The sequence below is a fragment of the Alkalihalobacterium sp. APHAB7 genome, assembly GCF_048323755.1.
Classification (GTDB): domain Bacteria; phylum Bacillota; class Bacilli; order Bacillales; family Bacillaceae_F; genus Alkalihalobacterium.
On the sequence record NZ_JBLWFS010000025.1, the window covers coordinates 34,396 to 58,780 of the forward strand.

25 protein-coding genes are annotated in these 24,385 nt (G+C 36.6%); 24 read left to right on the top strand and 1 reads right to left on the bottom strand.

Annotated features, from left to right (window positions below; translation table 11 throughout):
* Positions 1-80 precede the first annotated feature (80 nt).
* From ACNSTQ_RS18675 to ACNSTQ_RS18760, 18 genes are all read left to right on the top strand, one after another.
* Positions 81-1,619, top strand: coding sequence for an AMP-binding protein (locus tag ACNSTQ_RS18675; RefSeq protein ID WP_418201307.1), 1,539 nt, complete (start codon positions 81-83; stop codon positions 1,617-1,619).
* Between the two features lie 64 nt (positions 1,620-1,683).
* A complete protein-coding gene (locus tag ACNSTQ_RS18680) occupies positions 1,684-3,066 on the top strand; it encodes a short-chain fatty acid transporter (RefSeq protein ID WP_418201308.1) in 1,383 nt (460 codons plus the stop codon).
* A 1,013-nt stretch (positions 3,067-4,079) separates the two neighbouring features.
* Positions 4,080-5,342, top strand: a complete 1,263-nt coding sequence (gene codB, locus ACNSTQ_RS18685) for a cytosine permease (protein ID WP_275118961.1) — start codon at positions 4,080-4,082, stop codon at positions 5,340-5,342.
* The gene (locus ACNSTQ_RS18690) at positions 5,343-6,608 is read left to right on the top strand and encodes a cytosine deaminase (protein WP_418201309.1); all 1,266 of its coding nucleotides are present in this window, start codon (positions 5,343-5,345) and stop codon (positions 6,606-6,608) included.
* A 272-nt stretch (positions 6,609-6,880) separates the two neighbouring features.
* A complete protein-coding gene (locus ACNSTQ_RS18695; protein ID WP_418201310.1) occupies positions 6,881-7,243 on the top strand; it encodes a group I truncated hemoglobin in 363 nt (120 codons plus the stop codon).
* 842 nt (positions 7,244-8,085) lie between these two features.
* Positions 8,086-8,457: a GntR family transcriptional regulator gene (locus ACNSTQ_RS18700; RefSeq protein ID WP_418201311.1), complete on the top strand. Its 372-nt coding sequence runs from the start codon at positions 8,086-8,088 to the stop codon at positions 8,455-8,457.
* Between the two features lie 5 nt (positions 8,458-8,462).
* Positions 8,463-9,329 (top strand): ABC transporter ATP-binding protein, encoded by an 867-nt coding sequence (locus tag ACNSTQ_RS18705; RefSeq protein WP_418201312.1) that lies wholly within the window; start codon positions 8,463-8,465, stop codon positions 9,327-9,329.
* A complete protein-coding gene (locus tag ACNSTQ_RS18710) occupies positions 9,322-9,927 on the top strand; it encodes an ABC-2 transporter permease (protein ID WP_418201313.1) in 606 nt (201 codons plus the stop codon). Before ACNSTQ_RS18705 ends, ACNSTQ_RS18710 begins: the two co-directional genes overlap by 8 nt.
* Positions 9,928-10,089: 162 nt before the next feature.
* Complete coding sequence (locus ACNSTQ_RS18715) at positions 10,090-10,269, top strand: hypothetical protein (protein WP_275118970.1); 180 nt, start codon at positions 10,090-10,092, stop codon at positions 10,267-10,269.
* Between the two features lie 101 nt (positions 10,270-10,370).
* The gene (locus tag ACNSTQ_RS18720; protein WP_418201314.1) at positions 10,371-10,829 is read left to right on the top strand and encodes an SAM-dependent methyltransferase; all 459 of its coding nucleotides are present in this window, start codon (positions 10,371-10,373) and stop codon (positions 10,827-10,829) included.
* A gap of 96 nt (positions 10,830-10,925) precedes the next feature.
* Complete coding sequence (locus ACNSTQ_RS18725; RefSeq protein WP_418201315.1) at positions 10,926-11,480, top strand: hypothetical protein; 555 nt, start codon at positions 10,926-10,928, stop codon at positions 11,478-11,480.
* 230 nt (positions 11,481-11,710) lie between these two features.
* On the top strand, positions 11,711-12,253 hold the full coding sequence (locus ACNSTQ_RS18730; RefSeq protein ID WP_418201316.1) for a sigma-70 family RNA polymerase sigma factor: 543 nt from the start codon (positions 11,711-11,713) through the stop codon (positions 12,251-12,253).
* Positions 12,237-13,310, top strand: coding sequence for a DUF4179 domain-containing protein (locus tag ACNSTQ_RS18735; protein ID WP_418201317.1), 1,074 nt, complete (start codon positions 12,237-12,239; stop codon positions 13,308-13,310). Before ACNSTQ_RS18730 ends, ACNSTQ_RS18735 begins: the two co-directional genes overlap by 17 nt.
* A 665-nt stretch (positions 13,311-13,975) precedes the next feature.
* Complete coding sequence (locus ACNSTQ_RS18740; protein ID WP_418201318.1) at positions 13,976-14,467, top strand: GNAT family N-acetyltransferase; 492 nt, start codon at positions 13,976-13,978, stop codon at positions 14,465-14,467.
* 80 nt (positions 14,468-14,547) lie between these two features.
* Entirely contained in the window at positions 14,548-15,312 is a 765-nt protein-coding gene (locus ACNSTQ_RS18745) for a MerR family transcriptional regulator (RefSeq protein WP_418201319.1), read from the top strand.
* Positions 15,313-15,485: 173 nt separating this feature from the next.
* Entirely contained in the window at positions 15,486-16,361 is an 876-nt protein-coding gene (locus tag ACNSTQ_RS18750) for an N-acetyltransferase family protein (RefSeq protein ID WP_418201320.1), read from the top strand.
* Positions 16,362-16,436: 75 nt separating this feature from the next.
* On the top strand, positions 16,437-16,970 hold the full coding sequence (locus tag ACNSTQ_RS18755; protein ID WP_418201321.1) for a helicase: 534 nt from the start codon (positions 16,437-16,439) through the stop codon (positions 16,968-16,970).
* 157 nt (positions 16,971-17,127) lie between these two features.
* Positions 17,128-17,352, top strand: coding sequence for an NUDIX domain-containing protein (locus ACNSTQ_RS18760; protein ID WP_418201334.1), 225 nt, complete (start codon positions 17,128-17,130; stop codon positions 17,350-17,352).
* Here the strand turns inward: ACNSTQ_RS18760 and ACNSTQ_RS18765 are convergent.
* Positions 17,287-17,802 carry a hypothetical protein gene (locus ACNSTQ_RS18765; protein WP_418201322.1) on the bottom strand — a complete coding sequence of 172 codons (516 nt, stop codon included), beginning with the start codon at positions 17,800-17,802 and terminating at the stop codon, positions 17,287-17,289. The genes ACNSTQ_RS18760 and ACNSTQ_RS18765 overlap by 66 nt on opposite strands.
* Positions 17,803-18,025: 223 nt before the next feature.
* On the opposite strand from ACNSTQ_RS18765, the gene ACNSTQ_RS18770 reads away from it, so the two are divergent.
* From ACNSTQ_RS18770 to ACNSTQ_RS18795, 6 genes are all read left to right on the top strand, one after another.
* Positions 18,026-18,334: a DUF1992 domain-containing protein gene (locus ACNSTQ_RS18770; RefSeq protein ID WP_418201323.1), complete on the top strand. Its 309-nt coding sequence runs from the start codon at positions 18,026-18,028 to the stop codon at positions 18,332-18,334.
* Positions 18,335-19,401: 1,067 nt separating this feature from the next.
* Positions 19,402-19,917, top strand: a complete 516-nt coding sequence (locus ACNSTQ_RS18775; protein WP_418201324.1) for a hypothetical protein — start codon at positions 19,402-19,404, stop codon at positions 19,915-19,917.
* Positions 19,918-20,512: 595 nt separating this feature from the next.
* Positions 20,513-21,082 (top strand): TetR/AcrR family transcriptional regulator, encoded by a 570-nt coding sequence (locus ACNSTQ_RS18780; protein ID WP_418201325.1) that lies wholly within the window; start codon positions 20,513-20,515, stop codon positions 21,080-21,082.
* Positions 21,083-21,136: 54 nt separating this feature from the next.
* The gene (locus ACNSTQ_RS18785; RefSeq protein ID WP_418201326.1) at positions 21,137-22,198 is read left to right on the top strand and encodes a serine hydrolase domain-containing protein; all 1,062 of its coding nucleotides are present in this window, start codon (positions 21,137-21,139) and stop codon (positions 22,196-22,198) included.
* 30 nt (positions 22,199-22,228) lie between these two features.
* On the top strand, positions 22,229-23,284 hold the full coding sequence (locus ACNSTQ_RS18790) for a serine hydrolase domain-containing protein (RefSeq protein ID WP_418201327.1): 1,056 nt from the start codon (positions 22,229-22,231) through the stop codon (positions 23,282-23,284).
* Positions 23,285-23,319: 35 nt separating this feature from the next.
* Complete coding sequence (locus ACNSTQ_RS18795; protein WP_418201328.1) at positions 23,320-24,096, top strand: class I SAM-dependent methyltransferase; 777 nt, start codon at positions 23,320-23,322, stop codon at positions 24,094-24,096.
* Positions 24,097-24,385: the final 289 nt, after the last annotated feature.

Below are 24,385 nucleotides of genomic sequence, written 5' to 3' on the forward strand. Positions count from 1 at the left end.
CCAGTTAGAAAAGGAGGAGTTATACTTTTTTACTTCCGGATAAATGAAAGCGCTTTAAATTCTAATGGGGGTGGAATACCGTGGATATTATTGGAAATAAAACATTAAACACTTTACTTGAACAACAAATTCTACAAAATCCATATAAAACTTTTCTAAAAGTAGAATCGGATGATCGTACCATTGAAACGGCTACCTATAAACAGTTTGCAGAAAAAGTTCGGAAACTGATGACGGTACTAGACGAGATGGGTATTAAAAAGGGAGATAAAGTATTACTACACTTGCCGAACTCAATGAATTTTATGATTTCATGGTTTGCTATTTCTGGAATGGGAGCGGTTATGGTACCGACAAATATTCTGTCAGCTAAAGCGGAGATGAATTTTCTTGTCACTCATTCTAAAGCAATAATGGTTATTACTGAAGAAGAATACATTGAAAAGTTTACAGACCTAAATGTGGAGATATTACTTTCTAGGTATAAAGGAACAAAACATCAAGATAAACATTTAGATCATTTAATGAACCTTGCTTCAACTTATAGTAGACCAATTGATATTAATAGTGATGATGTAGCTGCCATTTTATATACATCCGGTACAACTTCTAATCCAAAAGGTGTAATGATCACACACGCTAACTATATATATGCGGGTGAATACATGTCACGAATGCTAAAGATGACTGAACAGGATTGTGGTTTAGTTGTACTTCCAATGTTCCATGGAAATGGCCAATATTATTTAACGATGCCATTATTAACTGTTGGTGGTACGGTTGCAATAGCAGAGAAGTTTAGTGCTTCTCGATATTTTGAGCAAGCTGCTTTGTTTGAGGCTACGATCGGCTCATTGTTTGCAGCTCCTATTAAAATGATCCTGCGCCGGGGAAGTGGTAATACATGCGATCATCAGCTTAAGAAAATAATATTTGCACAGTCTGTTACTGAAGAACAGCTCGCTGAATTTGAACAAACATATCATGTGGAATTATCACAAATTTATGGGATGACTGAAACGATTGGAACACCACTCATGAATCCGATAGACGGGATTTGTAAAAACCTGAGTATTGGCAACCCTGGGCTCGGGTATGAGGTGAGGCTTGTCAATGAACATGCAAATGATGTAGCTACAGGTGACGTAGGTCAAATTATTGTTAAAGGTGAACCAGGACGCACGTTAATGCTTGGTTATTATGACGATGAAGAAGCGACTAAGAAGACCTTACAGGACGGGTGGCTTTATACAGGAGACAATGCTCGAGTAGGTGAGGATGGTTACTTCTACTTCGTCGATCGTTTGAAAGATATGGTTAAGCGCGCAGGAGAAAATATAGCGACGAGTGAAATTGAAACAGCATTAAATCAACATCCGCAAATTGCGGATAGCGCAGTTGTTGGAGTAGATGATGAGATTCGCGATGTCGCCCTTAAAGCGTTTGTCATCCTGAAAGAAGGAGCTCCTTTAACGGAAAAAGAGGTCATTTCACATTGTCAAGGATTACTAGCTAAATTTAAAGTTCCGGAGTATATCGAATTCATAGATGAATTCCCTCGTACCTCCGTTGGGAAAATCCAAAAAGCTAAACTTCGTGATTTAAACAAAAAGGTGTAAATGCTAATAAGGGTGGGACTATCGCCCTTTAATATAACTTTTAATCTATGAGAGGGTGTATACTATGAAACCTGAACAAATGCCACAACAAAATCTACCTCGTAAAGGTACAGGGGATAATTTGTTAGCGAAAGTTGCCATGTTCTTTTCTAAAATTTCAGAGAGGTGGCTTCCAGATGCGTTTGTATTTGCTGTTCTATTAACAGTAATTACTTTCTTAGGTGGAATTTTTATTACTAGTAGTAGTCCCTTTGAGATGATGACTTATTGGGGAGATGGAATGTGGTCACTATTAACATTTACTGCTCAAATCATTACAACATTTATTATGAGTTATGCTCTTGCACTCACGAAACCAGTTGCTCGTGGTCTTGAAAAGGTTGCAGGCCTATGTAAAACACCAAATACAGCAATCATCGTTGTTACTTTTTCTGCGTTAGCTGCATCACTTATTAGTTGGGCATTTGGACTTGTTGTAGCTGGAATTATGGCAAAGCTAGTAGCAAAAAAAGTCCATGATGTAGATTACCGAGTACTGGTTGCTGCAGGTTACTCTGGTTTTGTAATTTGGGAAGGTGGTTTATCTTCTTCACCAGCACTTTTCGTAGCTACAGAAGGTCATAACTTTCAAGAAATGGTAGGCATCATTCCTACATCAACAACATTATTTTCTGCAATTAATATTGTAATCGTGTGTATTGTATTTTTTACGTTACCTTTTATTATGAAAATGATACATCCAAAAAAGAAAGAGGATCGTTTTATTATTGATCAAAAGTTACTCCAGGAAGAAGCAGAAGAAGTTAAAGAAGAAAAGAGAAATGCCATTAATGATAAGTTAGATCGCAGTCGAAGTATTGTTATGATTGGTGGAATTTTAGGGTTAGCTTATCTGATCAATCATTTCTACACAAATGGTTTTGCACTAGATCTAAATACGGTAAACTTAATTTTCTTAACATTTGTACTCCTCCTTTACGGAAGTGTTAAAGAACTAGGAACTGGTTTAAAAAGAGCGTCAGGAAGTGTTGGACAATTTGCTCTTCAATATCCATTCTACGCTGGAATTATGGGGATGATGACAGCTTCAGGGCTAGCTATTTGGATTTCTAATCTTTTTGCAGATATAGCAACGACCAAAACATTACCACTTTTCACATTCTTTGCAGCTGGAATTTTAAATATGTTTGTTCCTTCTGGTGGTGGTCAATGGGCCATTCAAGCACCAATCTTTTTACCGACTGCCATCGAGCTAGGCGTTGACCCAGCGAAAATTGTCCTTGCTGTTGCATGGGGGGATGCGTGGACCAACATGATTCAACCATTCTGGGCATTACCGTTATTAGCAATTGCTGGGCTTAAAATACGGGATATTATGGGCTTTACAGTGATTACTCTACTATACACAGGGATTATCATCTCTGCAGTGTTCCTTATCTTATCTTAAAATGGTAGCGCTTTCAAATATTCGTTTGAAAGAGTTAGATGTTTGATAACTTCAGTTCTAATAGCCAAGATAAAAGCTTAGTTTGCGTAAGATAGAATCCGCATGACTAAGCTTTTTTTTCTGTTATTCATGATGTGTGTCCGTATCTTAAATACCCCTGTAAATAGTATGTCGATGATGTGGTGTGTTTTCCTATTATATTTTAATGTGCTAGACAGTCTAGATAGATGCATCCCACGATTTACTTTCCGTCACAGATAAGTGCATCACCTCCATCATTTTACCCATGGGAGATGAAAACGTTTAGGTGGGCCTTGAATTAGTTCTCTTACTGTATTTCCGATCAAGTTAAAGTTTTGAATAAGACGGCTGTGAGCCCGTTGGCAGGTGGGTGAGATTTATTTAGGGGACTGAGAAGCCCTTATTTTCAGAAAATCCGCCATTGGAGAAGTGTTAGGGGACTGAGAGGCCCCTATTTCCTATAAATCACGTAAAAATCGACGCTATTATGCTAGATAAGGGCCTCTCAGTCCGTTCCGACCGCGAAATCATTGATATTGTAACAAATAAAGGCCTCTCAGTCCGCTTAACAAGAGTCCCACTCCTACACCAGCTAGAATAATTTTGTTTGGGTGGATGAAAGGGTATGTAACTACCTATAATTTTTTGAAATAGGTATAGCCTATGAGTACAGCACCAACGGTTTTGCACTATTCATTGATCCATTTAAGATTAAGTTGAAATTACTATATTGACAAAATTTCAAGTTTCATAGATAATAATCTTAATTTAATACTGGTACCTTTAATTCAGTCCTGTGAGGCTGACAAGGTAGGTCGTTACAGATAGGGGATTCGTGTGTCTTTTGAAGCCTTGTCTATTTATACGTATCTAGGTTTCTTGTCAGCAAAAAAGGTTGATGAGAAACCTTTTTTGTTGTCTAAAAACCACCGATTGTAACGAGAGCTTCAACCTCCATGGTGCCAGAAACCTAATAATTGGAGGAATGTATTATGAAACAAACAGTTGATCGAGATTATGCCCTACAACCTGTCCCGCAATCGGCTCGACAAGGATTTTGGAAAATGTTCGCGGTGATGCTAGGACTCACCTTTTTCTCAGCTAGTATGTGGTCTGGGGGAAGTCTTGGTGCAGGGTTAACGTTTACGCAGTTTATTTTGGTCGTCATTGCTGGAAATTTAATTCTTGGTCTTTATACGGGAACGCTAGGTTATATCGGTGCCAAAACAGGGTTATCGACACATCTTTTAGCTCGTTACGCGTTTGGTGAAAAAGGCTCTTATGTTGCATCATTCATGCTAGCGGCAACACAAGTCGGCTGGTTTGGAGTAGGCGTTGCGATGTTTGCTTTACCTGTACAAAAAGTGACAGGTATTGACTCTTATATTTTAATTGCGATTGCTGGTGTGTTAATGACAGCAACGGCTTATCTTGGAATGAAAGCACTAACGGTTTTAAGTATTATCGCTGTACCATCGATTGCTGTACTAGGTACTTATTCGACGTTCGAAGCGGCAAATACGGTTGGAGGTCTTGGTGGACTACTCGAGTATCAACCGACGGAAACGATCGCGATCGCTGCAGCCTTAACGATTTGTATCGGTTCGTTTATTAGTGCGGGAACATTAACACCAGACTTCGCTCGTTTTGCTAAAACGAAAAAGACAGGATTTTTTACAACGGTGATTGCTTTCTTTATTGGAAATTCATTAATGTTTCTTTTTGGAGCTGTCGGTGCGATTGCAACAGGGCAATCTGATATTTCAGAAGTGATGTTTTTACAAGGGCTAATCATTCCTGCTATTATTATCCTAGGCCTTAATATTTGGACAACGAATGACAATGCGTTATATGCTTCGGGATTAGGGTTTTCACATATTACAAAGATCTCTAAAAACAAGGTTGTCATTTTTAACGGGATTGTTGGTACGATATTCGCGATGTGGCTGTACAATAACTTTGTTGGTTGGTTAACGTTTTTAGGTTCAACATTACCGCCAATCGGTGCGATTATTTTAGCAGATTACTTTCTTGTTCGCCGTAAACAAGGTTTAAAAGAAAGTGCAATCAAAGTCGTGAACTGGACGGCATTAGCGGCATGGGTGATCGGGGTTTTAGCGGCAACATTTATTCCAGGGATAGCACCGTTAAATGCACTTTTCGCATCAGCTCTTGCATATGTTGTGCTCACATTAATACAAACCCGTAGAAACAAACAAGAAGAGGTAGTCATTGAACAGAAAAAGGTGAATTAATTGTTAGTAAAAAACGCAAAATTACGTGGCCGTGATGGCCTTTGGCAAATTTTAATTGAAGACAATCAATTTAAAATGATCTCTGAAAATGTAGAAGGATATGAAGGAGAAATTTTGGATGTGGAGGGTAATCTTGTCCTTCCTCCATTTGTAGAGCCCCATATTCATTTGGATACTACACTAACAGCGGGAGAGCCTGAGTGGAATAAAAGTGGAACACTTTTTGAAGGTATCCAACGTTGGTCAGAGCGAAAAGAGTCGTTAACGAAAGAAGATGTAAAAACGCGTGCTAAAAAAGCATTAACTTGGCAAATGGCACAAGGAATTCAGCATGTACGTACACATGTTGACGTGACGGATCCTTCTTTAATTGCCTTAGAAGCCTTGTTAGAAGTAAAAGAAGAAATCGCTTCAAATGTTAATTTACAAATTGTTGCTTTTCCTCAAGAAGGGATCTTATCCTATCCTAACGGGGAAGAGTTACTTGAGGAAGCGCTTCGAATGGGAGCCGATGTCGTCGGAGGCATTCCGCACTTTGAATTTACTCGCGAATATGGTGTTGAGTCGATGAAAAAGGCGTTTGCTCTTGCTGAGAAATATGATCGTCTCGTTGATATTCACTGTGACGAAATTGACGATGAACAATCACGTTTCGTAGAAGTTGTTGCCGCCGAAGCGTATCGTCTCGGGATGGGAGAGCGTGTGACGGCGAGCCATACTACAGCGATGCATTCTTACAATGATGCCTATACTTCTAAGCTGTTCCGTCTGTTAAAACTTTCCAACATTAACTTTGTAGCTAATCCACTTGTGAACATTCACTTGCAAGGTCGTTTTGATACGTACCCGAAACGACGAGGGATTACACGAGTGAAGGAATTACAAGAGGCAGGGATTAACGTCTGCTTTGGGCATGATGATATTTTTGACCCTTGGTATCCACTTGGAACAGGGAACATGCTGCAAGTTCTTCATATGGGAATTCATGTTTGTCAGCTGTTAGGCTATGATCAGATCGTTAATTCGATCGACCTTATTACGAAGAATAGCGCAAAAACGTTACACATTGAAGATCAGTATGGCATTGAAGAAGGAAAAGTAGCGAATTTCATTGTTCTTCACGCTGAAGATGAATATGATGCGATCCGTCGCCAAGTTCCTGTGCGATATTCGGTTCGTAACGGAAAAATCATTTCGGAAACGAAACCAAGTGTAACGACTGTTCAAATGAATGAACAAGTTCAACAAGTTACATTTAAAAAATAACATATCATTCTATTTAAAATTAATGGTTCGGTTCACATACCGAGCCATTTTTATTTTGTCCAGGTAGTTCCTCTTTTTTTACTAGTCCTGACACTCCTCATGGAAACTTCACAAATTGTTACATTTTAATTTATTTTATACGAGTTAAACACCTCGAATGTACAGACAGCAGCCAATCAAGTTTCAAGTTTACAAACTTATGAGGAGCAGGTTTAAAATTAACCAATTTGAAAACAATAATTAGGAAAAATCTAATAAAGAGGTGCAACTAATTGGGACAAACATTATATGAAAAAGTAGGTGGCGAAGAGGCCATCGCAAAAGTAGTAGATTATTTTTACACTGAATTGGTTTTAAAAGATAATACGGTTAATCATTTTTTCAAAAATACAGATATGGAAAAGCAACGCCTTCATCAGACCAAATTTATAAGTTATGCCCTTGGAGGTCCTCATACATATTCTGGTCAATCAATGGCGAAAGCTCATGAGGGAATGAACATCCAACCTGAGCATTTTGATGCTATTGCAAAACATCTTCATGATGCCCTCGCACACTTTGGAGTGAGTGAAGCTGATATCGATGAGGCCTTAAGTAAAGTGGCTTCACTGAGAGACGATATTTTGTATAAGTAGATAACTTAAAATCATATTTAAGCAGCACGTTACTGATTAACTTTCAGACGTGCTGTTTTTCTATATTTATCGAGTTTTCATTCAGGTTAAGGCGTAAAGCTCTTGTTCCACCCTCCTCCTATAATAATATTGAGTAGGATATATATAACATACTATACAGTATTTGTTATAATTTAAATACTAAGATCTATAAACAAACTGATGAAAATCTTTATACATTTGTCTAATTGCTTTTGTTGTTGTTCTATTAACCCAGCATTATAAGGAGGCGAATTTTGGTTAGTCTTTTAGAAAACATACACGAATTGTCGGTATTATTACTGCTCCTATGCACGTTCTTTTTTATAGACATCTAAAAAAATTGAAAAAGGAAAGAAAGCTGACAGCATTTGAGTTTAGCATGCTGATCATCACCCAGTTTGCGTATTTACTTTGGGCTGCACTACAATGTTAGAAAAGAGTTTAGTTGGGTATTTTATTTTTTCCGGTTTTACATTAATGCTTGCTACATTGACACTATTTAATATCATTTAAGTATCTATTACTTTACACGATTTACATTCACCATTATGTACACTGATCATCTAGACCTTACAACTTCGTTACGCTTATTACAAATACATATTCTAATCGGAGCATGTTTTGAGGATACATTTCAAAGCATGCTTTTTTTGTTCCATTTTACAGGTTGAATGAAACCTAGTTATACCCAGCTTATCATCAGAGTCGCCATTTTGTTAAAATACCCATTTATTTCAAATAAATGGGTTGCAGCAAACTATATATGTGTATATAATGTATATAAAGTATATATACATTATAATAAAAGATGAGGGATTGGCATGCAAATAATTATCTCCAACAGTTCAAAGGAGCCGATATATGAACAAATCACAAATCAAATTAAATCATCTATTCTTTCTGGAGAACTACTGGAGGGGGAAGCGATACCTTCAATGCGCCAGCTCGCAAAGGATTTACAAATTAGTGTGATAACGACGAAACGCGCTTATGAGGAATTGGAGAAGGCTGGCTTTATCTACTCCATTGTCGGTAAAGGTTCTTTTGTCGCAGAGCAAAATCTAGAAGTGATTAGAGAGAAAAAGCTGAAAGTCATAGAGGAGCAATTGAGTTCGGTCATAACGAACAGCAAAGAAATAGGACTGTCACTTGATGAACTGCAGCAATTATTAAAGATTTTATATGAGGAGTGAACGCAATGGAAAATGTGGTTGACTTAAGGAATGTTACGAAAAACTATAAAGATTTTTCCGTAAAAAATATAGATTTACAGGTGAAGCAAGGCTTTGTAACAGGGTTCATTGGAGCCAATGGCGCTGGTAAGTCGACAACGATTAAAATGATGATGAATCTGATAAAACCAGATGACGGAGAGATTGAGCTTTTCGGTTTGGACTACAAAACGCATGAGAAGGCGATCAAGGAGCGCATTGGGTTTGTATACGATGGCAATGTGTTTTATGAAGGAATGAACTTAAAAGATATCAAGCGTATTGTTGGACCCGCTTACAAACGCTGGGATGATCCATTGTTTTATCAATATGTGGAACAATTCGAACTACCACTTAATAAAGCCATAAAAACGTTCTCAAAAGGAATGCAAATGAAGGCATCGCTTGCGATCGCCTTGTCACATCATGCAGAGCTGATCATTATGGATGAACCAACAGCAGGCTTGGATCCAATTTTCAGACGCGAACTTCTAGGTTTGTTACAGGATTTAATGGTTGATGGAAGTCGCACAATTTTATTTTCAACCCATATTACATCAGATTTAGACCGAATCGCGGATTATATCGCTTTTATACAAAGAGGCGAGTTAATCTTTAATCAGTCGATTCACGACGTAGCTGAAAACTATAAACTCGTTAAAGGCGGCCTGGACCTATTGGATAGCGACACAGAAAAGGCTTTTGTGCGTATTCATCGTGCACCAACAGGTTTTGAAGCATTGACGGATAATATTAAAGGTGTAAAAGATATTTTTGGTCAATCGGTTGTTATTGAACCGGCAACTCTAGAAGATATTATGTATTATATGAAAGGCGGGAAAAGCTATGTATAATTTAATAAGACGAGATGTGATCCTACAAAAGAAGCTCATAATAACCTTTATTCCTTTTATCTTATTCTTTATTATTATGGATTCACACCCAGCTCTCATTTTTCTCGTTGCCAGTATTTTTATCCCTTTTAATGCTTACGCTTACGATGAAAAAGCGGAGGTAAATATCTTGTTAAATTCCTTACCGTACACACGTAGCGAAATTATAGCATCCCGCTATCTAGGTGCTATCATTTATATGCTTTTAGCTATTGGTGTTACAAGTCTAGCATTATTTGTCTTTAATCGACCGTTTACAATGACTGATATTTCAATTGGTGGAGGCTTATTCTTAGTGTTTGCCGCATTTACTTTCCCGCTATTTTATATATTCAAACAGGGTTCTATTACCATGGTTGTCATTGTCAGTTTTCTTATTTTAGCAGCGGTAGGACCAGCTTTTGTCAGGTTTTTAGCGACACATTTAACGGCGATCACTGATTTTATTGTCAATTCATCCACTTCGTTTTTATATGCTGGAGCGACAGTTGTGGTTCTGACACTTTATGCTCTATCTTGGGGAGTTACGACTTTCATTTATCAGCGAAAAGCGTTTTAAGAGGTAACATATTTAAATTTTAACTAGGAGCTGTTGCAATGACAGTTCCTTTTGTTGCGGATGTAAAATATAACTAGATTTTAACAAAGTATTAAGAAAAACCGAAACTTATTTGTACTGTTTACCGTATATTCTTTTATAGACACTGAGGAGATGGTGTAGTTGAAAGATACTAAGTGTTCAAAGTGCAACGGGATTGAATTTGCAGAAGGAACTGATTTTATGCCGATTAAACCATTAGAAAAGAAGTTCTCAATGGGGTCTAATAAGATTTACACTTTTTGTTTGAACTGTGGTGAAGTTGTTTCAATTAGAATTGAAGATCCGAGTAAGTTTAAATAATAGGGTTTCCTTGGTTCGCATCGGTGGTTGATAGTTTATTGATTGAACGTGGCGAAGTAAAATTAAAATAGTAGAGTCGTAATTTAGAAAGGGGAAACGATATGATTACATTAAATCCGATTGGTATTGCTTATAATGAGAGGTACGAGATTGAAGACGATTACTGGGGTGAGATCGTTAGTAAGATTGTATTGGATCGTTCTCTCCCGGAGGATGCACTATACGAAATTGAGTCATTTTCTCATGCAGACATTATTTTTCACTTTCATAGGGTAGAAGAAAATAAAATTGTTACCGGTGCCAGGTACCCAAGAAATGATCAAAGTCTTCCTAAAGTTGGAATACTAGCGCAACGCGGAAAAAATAGGCCAAATCAATTAGGTCTTACAACTGTAAAGGTCATTAAAAGAGTAGGAAGAGAATTAACCGTGTCGGGGCTTGATTGTATTAATGAAACACCGATTTTAGACATAAAGCCAGTCATGAAAGAGTTCCTTCCTAAAGAACCGATCACTCAACCAAAATGGTCTCATGGTATTATGAAAAATTATTGGGGTTAGAGCATATTCGTGGCTTATTTTCTAAGGTAATTACATAAAGGACACAGGTGACTCTCATGTACAGTCACAACTAGTGTGAAAGACGAGGGATCATAAATGGGCTTTAAGTGGATTTATATCATGTGTATTTTTACTTTCATGCAATTATTATTAACGGGATGTAGTTCGGAAACTATGGAAGATGTTATGAGAGAAGTTAAATCCACTAACTTGTCTAATGAAAACATTGATGATATTCGAATGGGCATGTCTATAATTGATGCTAGCTTTGCCAACAGTTATGGAGACTTTGAGCAGCACCCTGCTAATGAACACTATGCCTCCCAAAGAAATTATGATCAATATTGGAACAAAGATATCATTATGAGTGTCGATAGAGAAACAAAAGAAATTTTACAAGTAGGAATTCTTGAAACCAATAATAGATCTTCAAGTGAATTAGGAATAAAAAGAGGTTCGTCTATTGAAGAAGTTATAGCCACCTATGGTGAAAATTATTTTACTTACGAAGACCGGGAACAGACTATTTATATCATAGGGTATGTTGATACTCAAAATAATCTAGAGCTGTCATTTAGACATTTTAATGGAGAAGTTAAAGGAATAAATTTTGGTTATGCTTTCGACAAAATGAGTTGGGATACTAAATAACAGGCAGCTATTCTTCAAAAGGAGAATAGCTTTTCCTATTCGGCAAAAGGCCTTTTAGTTAAGCAAGATATTATAGTAATATCTAAACGAATATTAAGTGTCTGTCTTTATCTCTATAAATTACACTTAAGAGGTAATAGAATGAAAAATAATTGAAGAAAAGTATAAAAGGTGAAACATTTTGTATATCCGTATCACTCTAATTAGTGAGAGGAGGGAGTGATGACACGATGAAACACGATCTATACACTGTAAAAAGAGCCATTAATGGAGATGCTGATGCTTTTGAAGAATTGCTTATTAAAGAAGAAAAAATGCTATATTACAAGGCGCTTTCTTATGTTGGTAAAAAAGAAGATGCTTTAGATGCTATTCAGGAAACGGCGTGCAAAGCATTTCTTGCGATAGGACAATTGCGAAATCCGGAGTATTTTTCAACGTGGCTGTTTCGAATTTTAATACGTGAATGTTGTAGTCTGCTAAGAGAACGAGACCAAATGATTGTTTATGAGGAAAGTGAATTATTGAAGAGATTAGATCGTAAGCAGAATGAAGAAATCGATTCTTTTCATTTGAGCGAGGCATTATCAAGGCTAAATTCATCCTATCAGACAACCATCATCTTATTTTACTATCATGACCTGTCTATTAAAGATATTGCTGAGGTGATGGAGAAGCCAGTTGCTACAGTGAAAACGAATTTACGAAGAGCGCGGAAAAAATTAAAAAGTGAATTAGAAAGGAGTTATCAATTAAATGAAAAAGTCACATGAGCCTTTCGAGGAGTTTCCACAAAACGAAGTTCGTTCAGCTATTCGTTCGGGAGTCACCCAAGCTAAAGAGCAAATCAATACACCTCGTACTAGAATGACTAATGGGAAAAGAAAAATAGTGTATGCTTTGTCTAGTGCCGCGGCCATTTTTGGACTATTGGTTGGTTCGTCTTACTATTCACCCGCTTTGGCAAGCAGCTTGTTCCAACTACCGATTATCGGCTCTGTATTCGGGAATTCTGACCTGATCGGTTTACAACAAGCTCAAAAGAATGGGTTGACGAGTGAAATTGGTGAAACACAGACGATCAATGGAATTTCCGTTACGCTTGATGAAATCTTGTATGATCAAAACAATATTACGATTGGCCTTTTTATTGAATCTGATAAGGAACTCGATGAATTTTATTTTGGCGCTGGGATGGATTTTACGATTAATGGAAAATTCCCTGCCGCAGCCTCTGGAAGTTACGGTGAAGAGATGCTTTCGCCAACCACTTTGACTGCTATTCAAGAAATCAATGTAAAGGAAGGTTTACCGGAGGAGTTCGAACTAGGACTGATGTTACATGGAAAAAACGGGGAAACGTGGTACTTCTCAACTCCTGTTGAAAAAATTTCTGACATTCATAATATCCCTGTTCAACATTCACAAACGGTAGATGGTTTGACCCTAACTGTTAAAGAAATGTCTATTAGTAAAACAGGTGTAAGTATAGCTTACGAGAGTTTGGAAGAGGAAACGGATTTTGATCTAAGTCGAGGAGGAAATATCGAATTCTTGGTAGTTGATCAAGATGGAAATGAAATTACAGGTCGCTCCGGTGGCGTAACAGGTGAAAGGGTGAAGGATAAGTTACAGTTCAAGAGTAATAAGCAATTCGATCCGATTGGTTCTGATGTTACTGAACTGACCATTACTCCTTATGTAGTCATTCCATCTGCAGGCGGTGCAGTGGAAATAGACGAAGACGGCAACGAAAAGGAATTAGAATATAAAGGGCATATGATCCAGCCGGTAGAGTTTGACTCTTTTAAAGTGAAAATCTCAAACTAATTTCTTTTTTATAATGACCTGATATCTTAGGGCATATTTTTAGTAGATACTAATTTTCTACTTATTCCATTCTAGCGTGGAGTTATACAAAACAAAAAAATTAATATGCTTAGTGATAAGGGCACTTAGAAGCCCTTATCTGAGAACAAAATACCTTTTTGATCAAATTAGGGAACTCACAGGCCCTTATTCCAAGAAATATTCGTCAATATCACATGAAATTGTGTAAATAAGAGCCTCTCAGTGCTCCTAATTCATAAAAACGATGATTTTTATATAAATAAGGGCTTTCCAGGTCCCTATTTCCACGGGAACTCTTTACAGCTGCTTTAAGCCTGCTCTAAAACAACTTTGCTATGTCAAATATCTTCTAAAATGACTATGCCATAGTTTGATAATTGTCTAAAGAGCAGCACTAATGAATTCACCGTCTAATGTCCCGTAAGAAAGAAAGATTTAGAGGGACGTCGCTAGGTACAAAGCACAAACAACTCATTGTTGGTGAGTTGTTTTTACTAAGAGAGCATTTCTTCAATTAGAAGAAGTGCTTTTTTCTGAAGTTTACAAAGACTATGAAGGCTGCTATGGAATTTTATGTTAAAATATGATTATATGAATTTATTTGTATCGTATATCGAGAAGAATGGTAAAGGGGAAATGACGAAATGTGTATAACATTAGAAGGCGTACTAGAAACGGAAAAACATATTTTAAGAAACCTCTACTCTTTGTATCTCCATGACCTTTCAAAATTCACTTCATTTATTGACATTGGAGCAGATGGTTTTTTTGAATATGAGGATCTAGAGAAGTTTTGGGAAGTTGATGGAATCTCACCGTATTTTATTAAAAAGGAAAAAAGCATTATAGGCTTTATATTATTATTAGAGCGCCCTTTTTTGAAAAAGGATAAGGACTTTGGAATAAATGATTTGTTTATATTGAACAAATACAAAGGCAAAGGGTTTGGTAAACAAGCTCTTGAAAAATTATTTCAAGAAAAGCAAGGGGAATATTTTGTTATTGAGCTTGTCGAAAATGCACCTGCTGTTTGCTTTTGGAAAAAGATTTATACTGATTTCAATATTCACTTTGAAGAAAAAGAAGACATAATTGATGATGAACCGTGTTTAATTCAAACTTTTAAAATAAGTTAAGCTAAATTCAAATTTCCTCTTGAACCTCTAGTTACGTGAGGTTCTATAATTAAATTATAAATTTATTGGGAGGGATATTGATGAACAAGAATAATACGTTTTCCATTGGTGAATTTTCAAATAAGACAGGAGTATCTATTCGTACGCTGCATTATTATGATGAAATTGGTTTATTACGACCAGAAAAAAATCCTTCTTCAGGGCACCGCATTTACAATTATCAAGATATTATCAATTTACAAAAAATCCTAAGTTTAAAGTTCTTAGGGTATAGCTTAGATGACATCATTAGTTTGTTAGATGAAACAAGTTTTACCGTTGAATTAAATGAGAGTTTATCTCTTCAGTTGCAAGCATTAGAAAAAGAAAAGGAAAAAATCGAACAATCCATAAAAGCGATTAAAAGAGTCATTCGGTTAGTTGAGGAAGAAGGGGAAGTGGATAGCACCGTATTATTTAGTCTAATTCACGGTATGCATACGGAAGAGATGCACAAAGAGTGGATGGAACGACAAATGTTAACGGATGTCGCAGAAGAGTTATCCAAGAAGTCGGAAGAAGACAAAATCGCTTTAGATAAAACTTTTATTCAGTTGTCTAAAAAAGTGAAACAATTATTTGGTAAGCCAGTAGAGGATTTGGAAGTTCAAGCGATGGTTAAGGACTATTTGGAAGCCTCTTTTGCATTTCTTGGTGAGGAGGTAATGCAAAAGCTAGCCGATGCTGACGTTGAAGAGCTAGATCTTCAAGAAATAGAAAATACAACCTCACCTTTCACAGACGATGAACAAAAATGGTTAAATGAAGCAATGGAGTATCATGTGAAGCAAGTCGAACAAAAATAAACTTCAACATTTGAGCTGAAACCTATTAAACTAACGTGCGTTCTTGCTACAGGGACGCTTTTTCTTTTTGTTATAATAAAAAGGGAGTTAATGTTAGTATATATTTATTATGGTTAAAAGGGATAAATCTACCAGATTGCTTAGAATGTGATCAATCGGGAGGAGATTACGATATGGTGAACATATCCTTAATGATAGAAGAGGAAATTAAATCGGTCTCTACATTTATTTCAGAGTTGAACCAGAACGAACATTCCCATATTGGCTACTGTGGAAAAGATAGTGTAGAGATAACCAATTCAATTATAGAAGACATTACAGATATACCTTACAACAAAAGTTTTCTAACTGCATATGAACATAATGAGTTGATTGGGGTTTTAGGGTTTGATGCCGATCTTGAAGGGAATTGTGCTGAGATATGGGGACCGTTCATTAAAGAAAATAAATGGGATATTGTTCCGGCTATGTGGGAACAGTTGAGTGAGTTAATACCAGATAAAATAAGTTCGATAAGTCTATTTCCAAATAAGAAAAATAAAAGAGTGCTAGAGGTAGCTAATGATCTCTCATTTAATAAGCATAGTGAACAAACAATATTGGATTTCAGCATAAATAGAAAAAGTGAATTAGAAGACGTTTCGATTGTAGAATTAAGCGAAGTCTATTTTAAAGATATGATCCACTTGCATGATGCAAATTTTCCTGATACGTATTATAGCGGTGAACAAATTATTGACCGAATGAATGAGTTTAGAAAAGTGTTTATTATTGAAAATAACAATGATTTATGTGGATATATTTATGTAGAAGCAGAACCCGCTTATGGAGAAGCAAGTATTGAATTTTTTGCGGTAAAAGAAACTGAACGTGGGAGTGGGCATGGGCGTCAATTATTATCGGCGGCTTTAAATTGGCTATTTACGATTAAAAATATAAAGTCTATTCAACTGTGCGTTAATTCCAATCATCAAAAGGCCATTAATTTATATAAAAAAGTCGGCTTTCAACATCTGCATGATTTATGTTTTTTTACTAAAGAGTTATAATACCTTGAATTATTAAGGACATAGTAGGTAACTAGATTTAATCCAGGTATTGACTAAGTAAGGAGTGACCAACAAATGGGAATATATCCTGATTGTCCAATGATTACTAGAACAATAGAGGTTGGCGGATTAACGAAATCGCAGCTATATGCGAAAATGCAACAATACTCCATCTTGATGAATGAGTATGGAGATAGGCTATTTTCTGATGAGAGATTTCCTACTTCTAATACAAAGTACAGATTGAAGACCGTTGAACTAACCGTTATGGACTTGGGCTTTCCTGATGGAGGTACTACGGATCAGGTTTTTAAGAGAGCGAGCGAACTCGGATTGGATTTGTGTCCGCTTGAACTCGGGCCTTACTTAAGGCTAGAGTACATGGATCAGCCTGAAAGTTGTTCGGTAAGTCCTTCACAGCAACATCAAGCTCCAACGGGTTCCATCACAATAGCATCTGAGATAATCGCTGAAGAGGATGAATTTCCGAAAGGCTTTTACCTTAGACGAATGAAAGGCGAGCTGTGGCTGCGCGGTTACATTGCTGATCATCTGCACGTTTGGAATCCTGATGATCACTTTATCTTTTGTCTAACCAAAAAAACTTGAATTAAAGAATTATCATATCAATTGATGTGCTAATGACGTAATTGGTTTAATAAGAATGAGTGGAAGAGGGGGTCGTTTTTTCTTATGAGTATCATTACATTTGGTAAAAAGGAAGTTTGGTCAAGAATACATATGGAGACCTGCTGTATACGGCCTTATGTTCAAAGACGAAAGAAAAAAAGTTGCGATTATTCAAACGAGTGATGAGAAGTTTTTTCTTCCAGGTGGTGGTATAGAAAACAATGAGACACACGAAGAATGTTTGAAGCGAGAGGCAATAGAAGAAATGGGAATGAGTATTGAAATGTGTCACTTTTTAGGGTGTGCAAGGCGGTACTTCTATTCTACTATTAAAATAGTTTTCAAAAATACCAGCGACTAATTGTTGTCGTGCCGGATCAAGTTCAAGCTTGAGCAGCATCCGTAAAAACTGAAGTTTTATCATTACTTTTTCACTTTGATCGTAGCCCATTTTCCCTAATAACGCAAGCGCTACAGGATTTGGTTGATTAATATATTCACGCCAGTTTTTATTTTTCAAATGAACAGTAAGGTAATTGAATGAAAGTACTTTTTTAAAAGGGAAATGAATAATAAAGTGATCCACTTCGCGTCTCGGTTGATCGTAACTAAATATGGCAATTGGTACAATCGGACGGCGGTAAGTTTCGTATAGGCGACTAAAATAGAAGAACATACGGTCGTTGAAATGACTATCATAATAGGATTGTGGTTCGATATGAACAATTATTAATGCATCTTGTCCTTTTAGTTTGGTTTCAGCCAGGATATCGACAGTTCCTTTTCTTCCTTTAAGGATATCTGTAAACACCAGTGGTTATCGCGAAGGTATGATCTTGTAGCTTAAACTGTACTCTTCTTAAATAGGGTGAGAGTACTTTTAAGACCCATACTATTTACATTTTTTTATTATCGATTTCTTGTTCGCCTTGATTATATAATATTAGATATGCCGTTATTAGCATGAACGATTTTAAAGACTTGTAATGAACACTCTATGTAGTAAATGTTATAAATTGAAAGGGGTGTCGACGGTGGATGCAATTTGGATTGTAGCTGAGGATAAAATTAAGGCAGCCATCAAAAATGGGGAACTCGATAACTTGAAGGGCATGGGGAAACCGATCGTGTTTAAAGATGTTCTGCCAGGAATGCCCCAGGAAACAAAGATGGCTTATCAAATGTTGCGGAATGCCGGATTTGATCCTTTAGAAGTTGAAAAAGAAATTGAGGAGCAAACGAAAGGTGCCAAATTAGACGACTTATTAGAGGAACGACAGACAAAAGAAACCAAGTCGTTTAAACAGTATGCTAAAAAGATCTACAATAAATTTTCTAAGTAGGGCAGCGGAAGATCTGCCTGACCATATATGAAGAACGTCTGTCTCCACTATTAGGGGGGAGGCTTTTTTTATTGGAATTCATCAGGTAAAAATCGTTGCTGTTAGCGCACGGCCTTTTACTTAATTGGTGACAGTAGAACATTTTAACGGACTAACAGGCCCTTATATTCATTAAAATTAGTAGTTTCAGTACTTTAGAGGACTCCAAGGCCCTTATTTCTTCATTTTCCGCTTAAAATCACAGGTATTTGAGCAAATAAGGGCCTCTCAGTCCGCTTAACTTCACAAACAGTCGGTTTTCCTCTAAATAAGAGCCTCTCAGTCCGCTTAGCATTACCACACTTTACTTCTAAAAAACTAGATTGGTTGGGAACTCTCAAAAAGGTCTTTCTTTAGTTGTGGTCCCCCATTAAATACCCTAGCTTTTAATTTACCAATAATTGTAGAGTTGTATAACAACGGAAATAATCTCAACAAATTTCAGGTCGTCTCTTTGACATTAAATATATAAATAAATAAATAACGGTCATACTAATCATTAATGTAGAAAAATGGAATGATTAATTTGAAAACTTACGGTGGGAGAACTAAGCTATGTTAATATTATGGACATTCATCATCTTAACCATATTGTTAATGACTTCACTATACATCCTGAAACAAAAAATGAATTGGTTGAGCATTATTGGGTGCTATATGTCATCAAATATTTTAATTGAATTTTCAGGTATTTTAATTAACCTTAATTTAAAATTCACACAAAGTCCCGATCAAGCCATTAGTTTATGGACACAAAAATTAGCATCCATCTGGACTAAACCAATAATAGTGATTTGGTGCATATTTATTATCTATTCTAATTTAAAATTCTTCAGCAAAGGCATCATTGTAACATTATTAATTTCTAGTCTAGTTTCTTTTGAATTGCTATTTATTAAAGTGGGATTCTTAGAATTTGTTCAATGGAACACATTTTATGAATTTTTACGCTACCTTGGAGTTATTATTTTTACTGCCTTATACGCAAAAATTCTTAGGAAATTAATTATAAAAGAGCTGACTGTCTAATGTTACTTTACCCGCCCAAAAAAATGGATGAAAATGAAATATTCGTCATTATTCTATTAGTATTTGTCTGGATTTTAGTATTTGCTATCCAGAGACATCTAAGCGCTCTTGAAATTTTTCTGATTTGGACTCTAAATGTGTATTTAGTGTTTACAGCAGATATGTCACTTGCCGTCCCACCGGTAGAGTTATATGATACTATGGATCGACTGGAACATGAAATTTTTGATTTTATTATGTTTTTCTTTGGTTATTTTCCCTTTGCCTATTTTGCCATGAATTACTTTAAGCCTCGAGCTTTTTCCAAAAAACAAATTGTTCTTTTTATTATTGTATGTGCATTTTTAACCACAATTTTGGAATGGGTTGCAGTGGAACTCAATGTCTTTACATTTAATGGCTGGAAAAGTTATATGTCATTTTTAGTATACATTGTTGTTTATAGCCTCAACTTGCTACTCCTTTTGTATATTAAAAGTAAACGATCTAAAAAATCACTTTGGACCAAATTTTAATATCTTTTTTGTCTTACACTACTATTCTTATTAAACGAACAGATAAACCTATTCAGTGGTGCGCCTAATAAGAAGCAAGGGAATTCCCCTTGCTTCTTTATTTTATTTAAAAGCTAATTTCTCAAAGGTGGACTTATGTAAAACAATAAGCAAGGCACTCACAGGCCCTTATTTTCATAAAAATTAGTTTTTATTGTACTTTAGGGAACTCCAGGGCTCTTATTTCATGATTTTTCACTTTAAATCACATGTATTTGAGCAAATAAGGGCCTCTCAAGTCCGCATAACTGCTTATCAGTCGGTTTTTCTCTAAATAAAGGCCTCTCAGTGCCCTTAGCATTAACTGCAATGCGCCTCACTCTAAGACCTTTCTGTTGATGCAGTTGTCATCGTCACCAGAGATAGCTCCATACTACATATATCATTTTCCCAATTTTTCATTACTAACCCATTCCAATGTACCTGTTACTACAATAACCTGCTCTAATTAGAATTTTCAAAATAGGCTTTACACAAAAGGAATAATATGTATAATAATTATTAAATAACACCTGTTATATATCGAGTGATATAAAAAGAGGAGTGCTTGTCATATATGCCGCCAAAGAAGAAGTTTTCTCAATCGCAAATTATCGATGCAGCTTTTGAAATCGCAAAGAATGAAGGTCTCAGCCACATCAGCATTCGTAAGGTAGCCGATCGACTTGGAAGTTCCATCGCACCTATTTATGTGAATTTTACGGATGTAGAAGATCTTAAGCGTGCAGTGATGAAAAAAGTAATGGAATTAAGTGAACAAAAAATAAAAGAACAAAATTCAGGGAACCCCTTCAAAGATCTTGGTATAGCCAGTCTTAAATTTGCCGAAGAGTACCCGGTACTTGTAAGGGATTTAGCATTGAATCCGAACGAGTATATCCAAGAATACGACCAAGAAATGGACTTTGTGTCCCTGATGAAACAAGATCCGACGCTAGAAGGATTTACAGATGAAGAACTGATGATGATTTTTTTAAAAATGAGAGCATTTCAATTGGGCTTGACGATGATGGTGGCTAATCGATTATTGCCAAAGGAGTTGACGATGGATCAGATGATAGAGCTATCCGGAAGTGCTGCCGAAGACATTATAAGTGCGACCAGATTAAGAAAAGAAAAAGGATAATGGTTGGTCATGGGAAGTTGTTTTGTATATTTTCAGTTTTTGAGGAGGAGAACGATGGGGAAAAAATTGGACGATGTGTTCCTACAACAAACAGTAAGGCAAATGGTTAAAAAGAAAAACAACTTTGGAGCAATTCTGTGTGTAGAGCAAGGAAAAGATTTTTCATGGGAAGGAGCTGCCGGCAACCTGAATGTAGACGATCAATATTTCATCGCTAGTGTCACTAAATTTTATATGACAGCGGTTGTATTAAAACTAAGAGCGGAGAAAAAGTTGGCATTGGAAGATCCGATTTCAAATTATTTTTCAGCGGATATCATGGATCGTCTCCATGTTTTAAACGGATTCGATTATTCCAAAGACCTCACGATTAAACATTTAATCTCTAATACTTCAGGATTACCAGACTATTTTGCTTACAAACAACCGAGTGGAGAGTCAGTAGCCTCAGAGCTTATGAAAGGAAAAGATCAGAAATGGACACTGGAAGAAACAGTAACTCTTGTAAAAGGATTAAAACCGAAGTTCGCCCCAGGACAAAAGGGCAAAGTAAACTATTGCGATACGAACTATAAGTTACTAGGTAGAATTATAGAGAAGGTAACGGGAATGAGCATGGCGGACGTATTCCGGACCTATATTTTCGAAGAGCTAAACTTATCGAAAACGTACGTGTACGAAGATGTAAATGACACAAAACCTGTATCCTTAAACTATAAATCTAATAAAATACACCTGCCGAACTATCTTACTTCCATCCCTTCAGAAGGTGGAATTGTGTCTACCGCTAAAGAAACGATGATCTTTATGAAAGCGTTCTTTGCCGGCCGCTTTTTCCCAAAAGGAGAAATCGAGGAACTGAAGCAATGGAATATGGTCTTTTTTCCTGGACAATTTTACTATGGAATTGGTCTAGAAAAGCTATGGACTCCTCGGTTAGTCTCACCTTTACGCCCCATACAAGAGGTGTTAGGGTTTTGGGGACAGTCGGGCGCATTTGCCTTTTACAATCCAGAACGGGACCTGTATTTTACAGGGACCATCAACCAATTAAGCGGGTTCGGTCACAGTGCGGCATTCCATGCGATGATCCGTATCATTAAAGCTTTAAAGTAGACTTAGGAAATTAAACATGGGGGAAAAATAATGAAAACGAAATCACCTGAAAAAGGGATCCAGTCCATTGAAAAGTCATTTCGGAAACAAGTCCAAAAAGACCAAAACGTAAAAAGTGCTTGCTTACTCGTTCATTCAGACACAAACGATATTCATTTAAATATTCAGGAAGGACTGAGCGATTCGAATCAACCCGTCTATATGGCTAGTGTAGGGAAAACCTTTACATCCGTCCTCATCGGTATGTTGGTTGAAAAAGGGAAGTTAACGTACGATGACCATATCAGTAAGTATTTAGAGGACTCACTAATTGAAAAATTACATGTATTCAACGGGAACGACTATTCGCATCAAATCAAAATAAAACATCTATTAAATCATACATCTGGCTTACCCGACAATTTCCGACCATTATTCGAACAACTTCTTAACGATCCGGATTTCTACATGAGTCCTGAGGAGACAATCACTTGGGCTAAAAATCATCAACATCCTATCGCTCCTCCTGGTACTAAATTTAATTATACAGACACAAACTACCATCTATTGGGGTTAATCATTGAAAACCTTACTAACTTGCCTTTCCATGAAGCGATCACACAATATATTTACGAACCTCTCGAAATGATGAATTCATCTATATTATACGATTCCGAACCACTAGATAAACAAACTACAGCTGTCGCAGACTTCTATGCCAATCAAAATAAGATCACCAATTATAAAGGATATGCAGGGATCGACTATGCCGGTGGCGGTGTCGTATCGACGGGAGAAGATTTGCTGAAATTTATGAAAGCTTTAACCACGCATCATTTAGTGAAAAAAGAAACGCTCAAGATAATGATGAGTGATAAAGTGAAATATGGCGTTGGCATTGACTATGGCTATGGGATTATGCAGTTCAAACCTGTGCCGCTACTTATGCCAAAAAAATTTCAAGTATGGGGCCATGCAGGTGCAACAGGGTCTTATATGTTTTATCACCCTGCGCTCGATACGTATGTCATTGGGACGTTTAACGATTTTGCGTACGAAAGAAAAGGCGTTAAATTTATGTTAATGAACGTGATCCAGCGGTTATAACGAGATTTGTATTTTACTGGAATGGGGGAATTGCAATGGGCATCGATTTTCATAATAAGAAAAATAAAGGAAGTTATACGACACGGAAGGCGGACCAATCATGGACTGAAGCGATACAGAAACTTGTACCGATAGAAGATGTATCTGTAGCTTTAGATGTAGGGTGTGGCGGGGGCATTTATTCTCAGGCCCTTTCTGACATGGGGATTGATTTTGTTACAGGCGTTGATTTTTCAGAAGCGATGCTTGGAGATGCGAGAGAAAATTGTAAAGACTATCCAAATATCTCGTTTCAGCATGGTAGTGCATTTAAAACAGGAGTTGAAAGTAAAAGTTATGATCTGCTACTTGAAAGGGCATTGATCCACCATCTAAAAGATTTACGTGCGTGTTTTACAGAGGGATATCGCGTCTTAAAGGACGGTGGATTTTATATCATTCAAGACCGTACACCTGAAGACTGCTTATTAGCTGGTTCTGATCGTCATATTAGAGGGTATTTCTTTGAGTTGTTTCCGAAACTAATTGAAAAAGAAACGAGTCGCAGACATGAAAGTCATGTGGTAAAAGAAATGCTGAAAGAAGTTGGGTTTAAACACATTGAAGAAGTCAAGTTATGGGAAACAAGAAAAGTGTACGACACCAAAGAGCCATTACTTCAAGATGTAAGGGAGCGAACTGGAAGAAGTATTTTACATGAATTAAATGATAAAGAGTTACATCGATTAGTAAGTCATATTGATGATGCTTTACCAGCTGATGTAAATATAGTCGAGCAAGATTGCTGGACAATTTGGAAGTCTGTGAAATAGGAAAGGGAAGTGGATGTAAGTAGAGGATTTAAAACTAAGTTGAAGATAGGGGACGACTTTTTATAGTGCTAAATTTAATTGAAAAGTTTAGTTGAGTAGAATCTTTTAAGGAACTCAAAGGCCCTTATTTTCATTGAAATCAGTATTTTCTATACTTTAGGGGATAAAGTCCATATAATTGTGTAAAAAGAATAAGCCATATCAATTTCTGGTTACAATGTTTTCAACCACGAAAAACCGTAAAGGAGAAATTGATATGACTCAAATTAAGTTTACCCTAAATATGGAA

What these genes read in the sequence shown, in the direction of transcription:
- ACNSTQ_RS18760 (WP_418201334.1), top strand. Translation starts at nt 17,128, where the DNA reads ATGTTCAAAGACGAAAGAAAAAAAGTTGCGATTATTCAAACGAGTGAT.
- ACNSTQ_RS18700 (WP_418201311.1), top strand. Translation starts at nt 8,086, where the DNA reads ATGCAAATAATTATCTCCAACAGTTCAAAGGAGCCGATATATGAACAA.
- ACNSTQ_RS18790 (WP_418201327.1), top strand. Translation starts at nt 22,229, where the DNA reads ATGAAAACGAAATCACCTGAAAAAGGGATCCAGTCCATTGAAAAGTCA.
- ACNSTQ_RS18750 (WP_418201320.1), top strand. Translation starts at nt 15,486, where the DNA reads ATGGTGAACATATCCTTAATGATAGAAGAGGAAATTAAATCGGTCTCT.
- ACNSTQ_RS18785 (WP_418201326.1), top strand. Translation starts at nt 21,137, where the DNA reads ATGGGGAAAAAATTGGACGATGTGTTCCTACAACAAACAGTAAGGCAA.
- ACNSTQ_RS18780 (WP_418201325.1), top strand. Translation starts at nt 20,513, where the DNA reads ATGCCGCCAAAGAAGAAGTTTTCTCAATCGCAAATTATCGATGCAGCT.
- codB (WP_275118961.1), top strand. Translation starts at nt 4,080, where the DNA reads ATGAAACAAACAGTTGATCGAGATTATGCCCTACAACCTGTCCCGCAA.
- ACNSTQ_RS18720 (WP_418201314.1), top strand. Translation starts at nt 10,371, where the DNA reads ATGATTACATTAAATCCGATTGGTATTGCTTATAATGAGAGGTACGAG.
- ACNSTQ_RS18705 (WP_418201312.1), top strand. Translation starts at nt 8,463, where the DNA reads ATGGAAAATGTGGTTGACTTAAGGAATGTTACGAAAAACTATAAAGAT.
- ACNSTQ_RS18730 (WP_418201316.1), top strand. Translation starts at nt 11,711, where the DNA reads ATGAAACACGATCTATACACTGTAAAAAGAGCCATTAATGGAGATGCT.
- ACNSTQ_RS18745 (WP_418201319.1), top strand. Translation starts at nt 14,548, where the DNA reads ATGAACAAGAATAATACGTTTTCCATTGGTGAATTTTCAAATAAGACA.
- ACNSTQ_RS18710 (WP_418201313.1), top strand. Translation starts at nt 9,322, where the DNA reads ATGTATAATTTAATAAGACGAGATGTGATCCTACAAAAGAAGCTCATA.
- ACNSTQ_RS18755 (WP_418201321.1), top strand. Translation starts at nt 16,437, where the DNA reads ATGGGAATATATCCTGATTGTCCAATGATTACTAGAACAATAGAGGTT.
- ACNSTQ_RS18740 (WP_418201318.1), top strand. Translation starts at nt 13,976, where the DNA reads ATGTGTATAACATTAGAAGGCGTACTAGAAACGGAAAAACATATTTTA.
- ACNSTQ_RS18735 (WP_418201317.1), top strand. Translation starts at nt 12,237, where the DNA reads ATGAAAAAGTCACATGAGCCTTTCGAGGAGTTTCCACAAAACGAAGTT.
- ACNSTQ_RS18725 (WP_418201315.1), top strand. Translation starts at nt 10,926, where the DNA reads ATGGGCTTTAAGTGGATTTATATCATGTGTATTTTTACTTTCATGCAA.
- ACNSTQ_RS18775 (WP_418201324.1), top strand. Translation starts at nt 19,402, where the DNA reads ATGTTACTTTACCCGCCCAAAAAAATGGATGAAAATGAAATATTCGTC.
- ACNSTQ_RS18795 (WP_418201328.1), top strand. Translation starts at nt 23,320, where the DNA reads ATGGGCATCGATTTTCATAATAAGAAAAATAAAGGAAGTTATACGACA.
- ACNSTQ_RS18680 (WP_418201308.1), top strand. Translation starts at nt 1,684, where the DNA reads ATGAAACCTGAACAAATGCCACAACAAAATCTACCTCGTAAAGGTACA.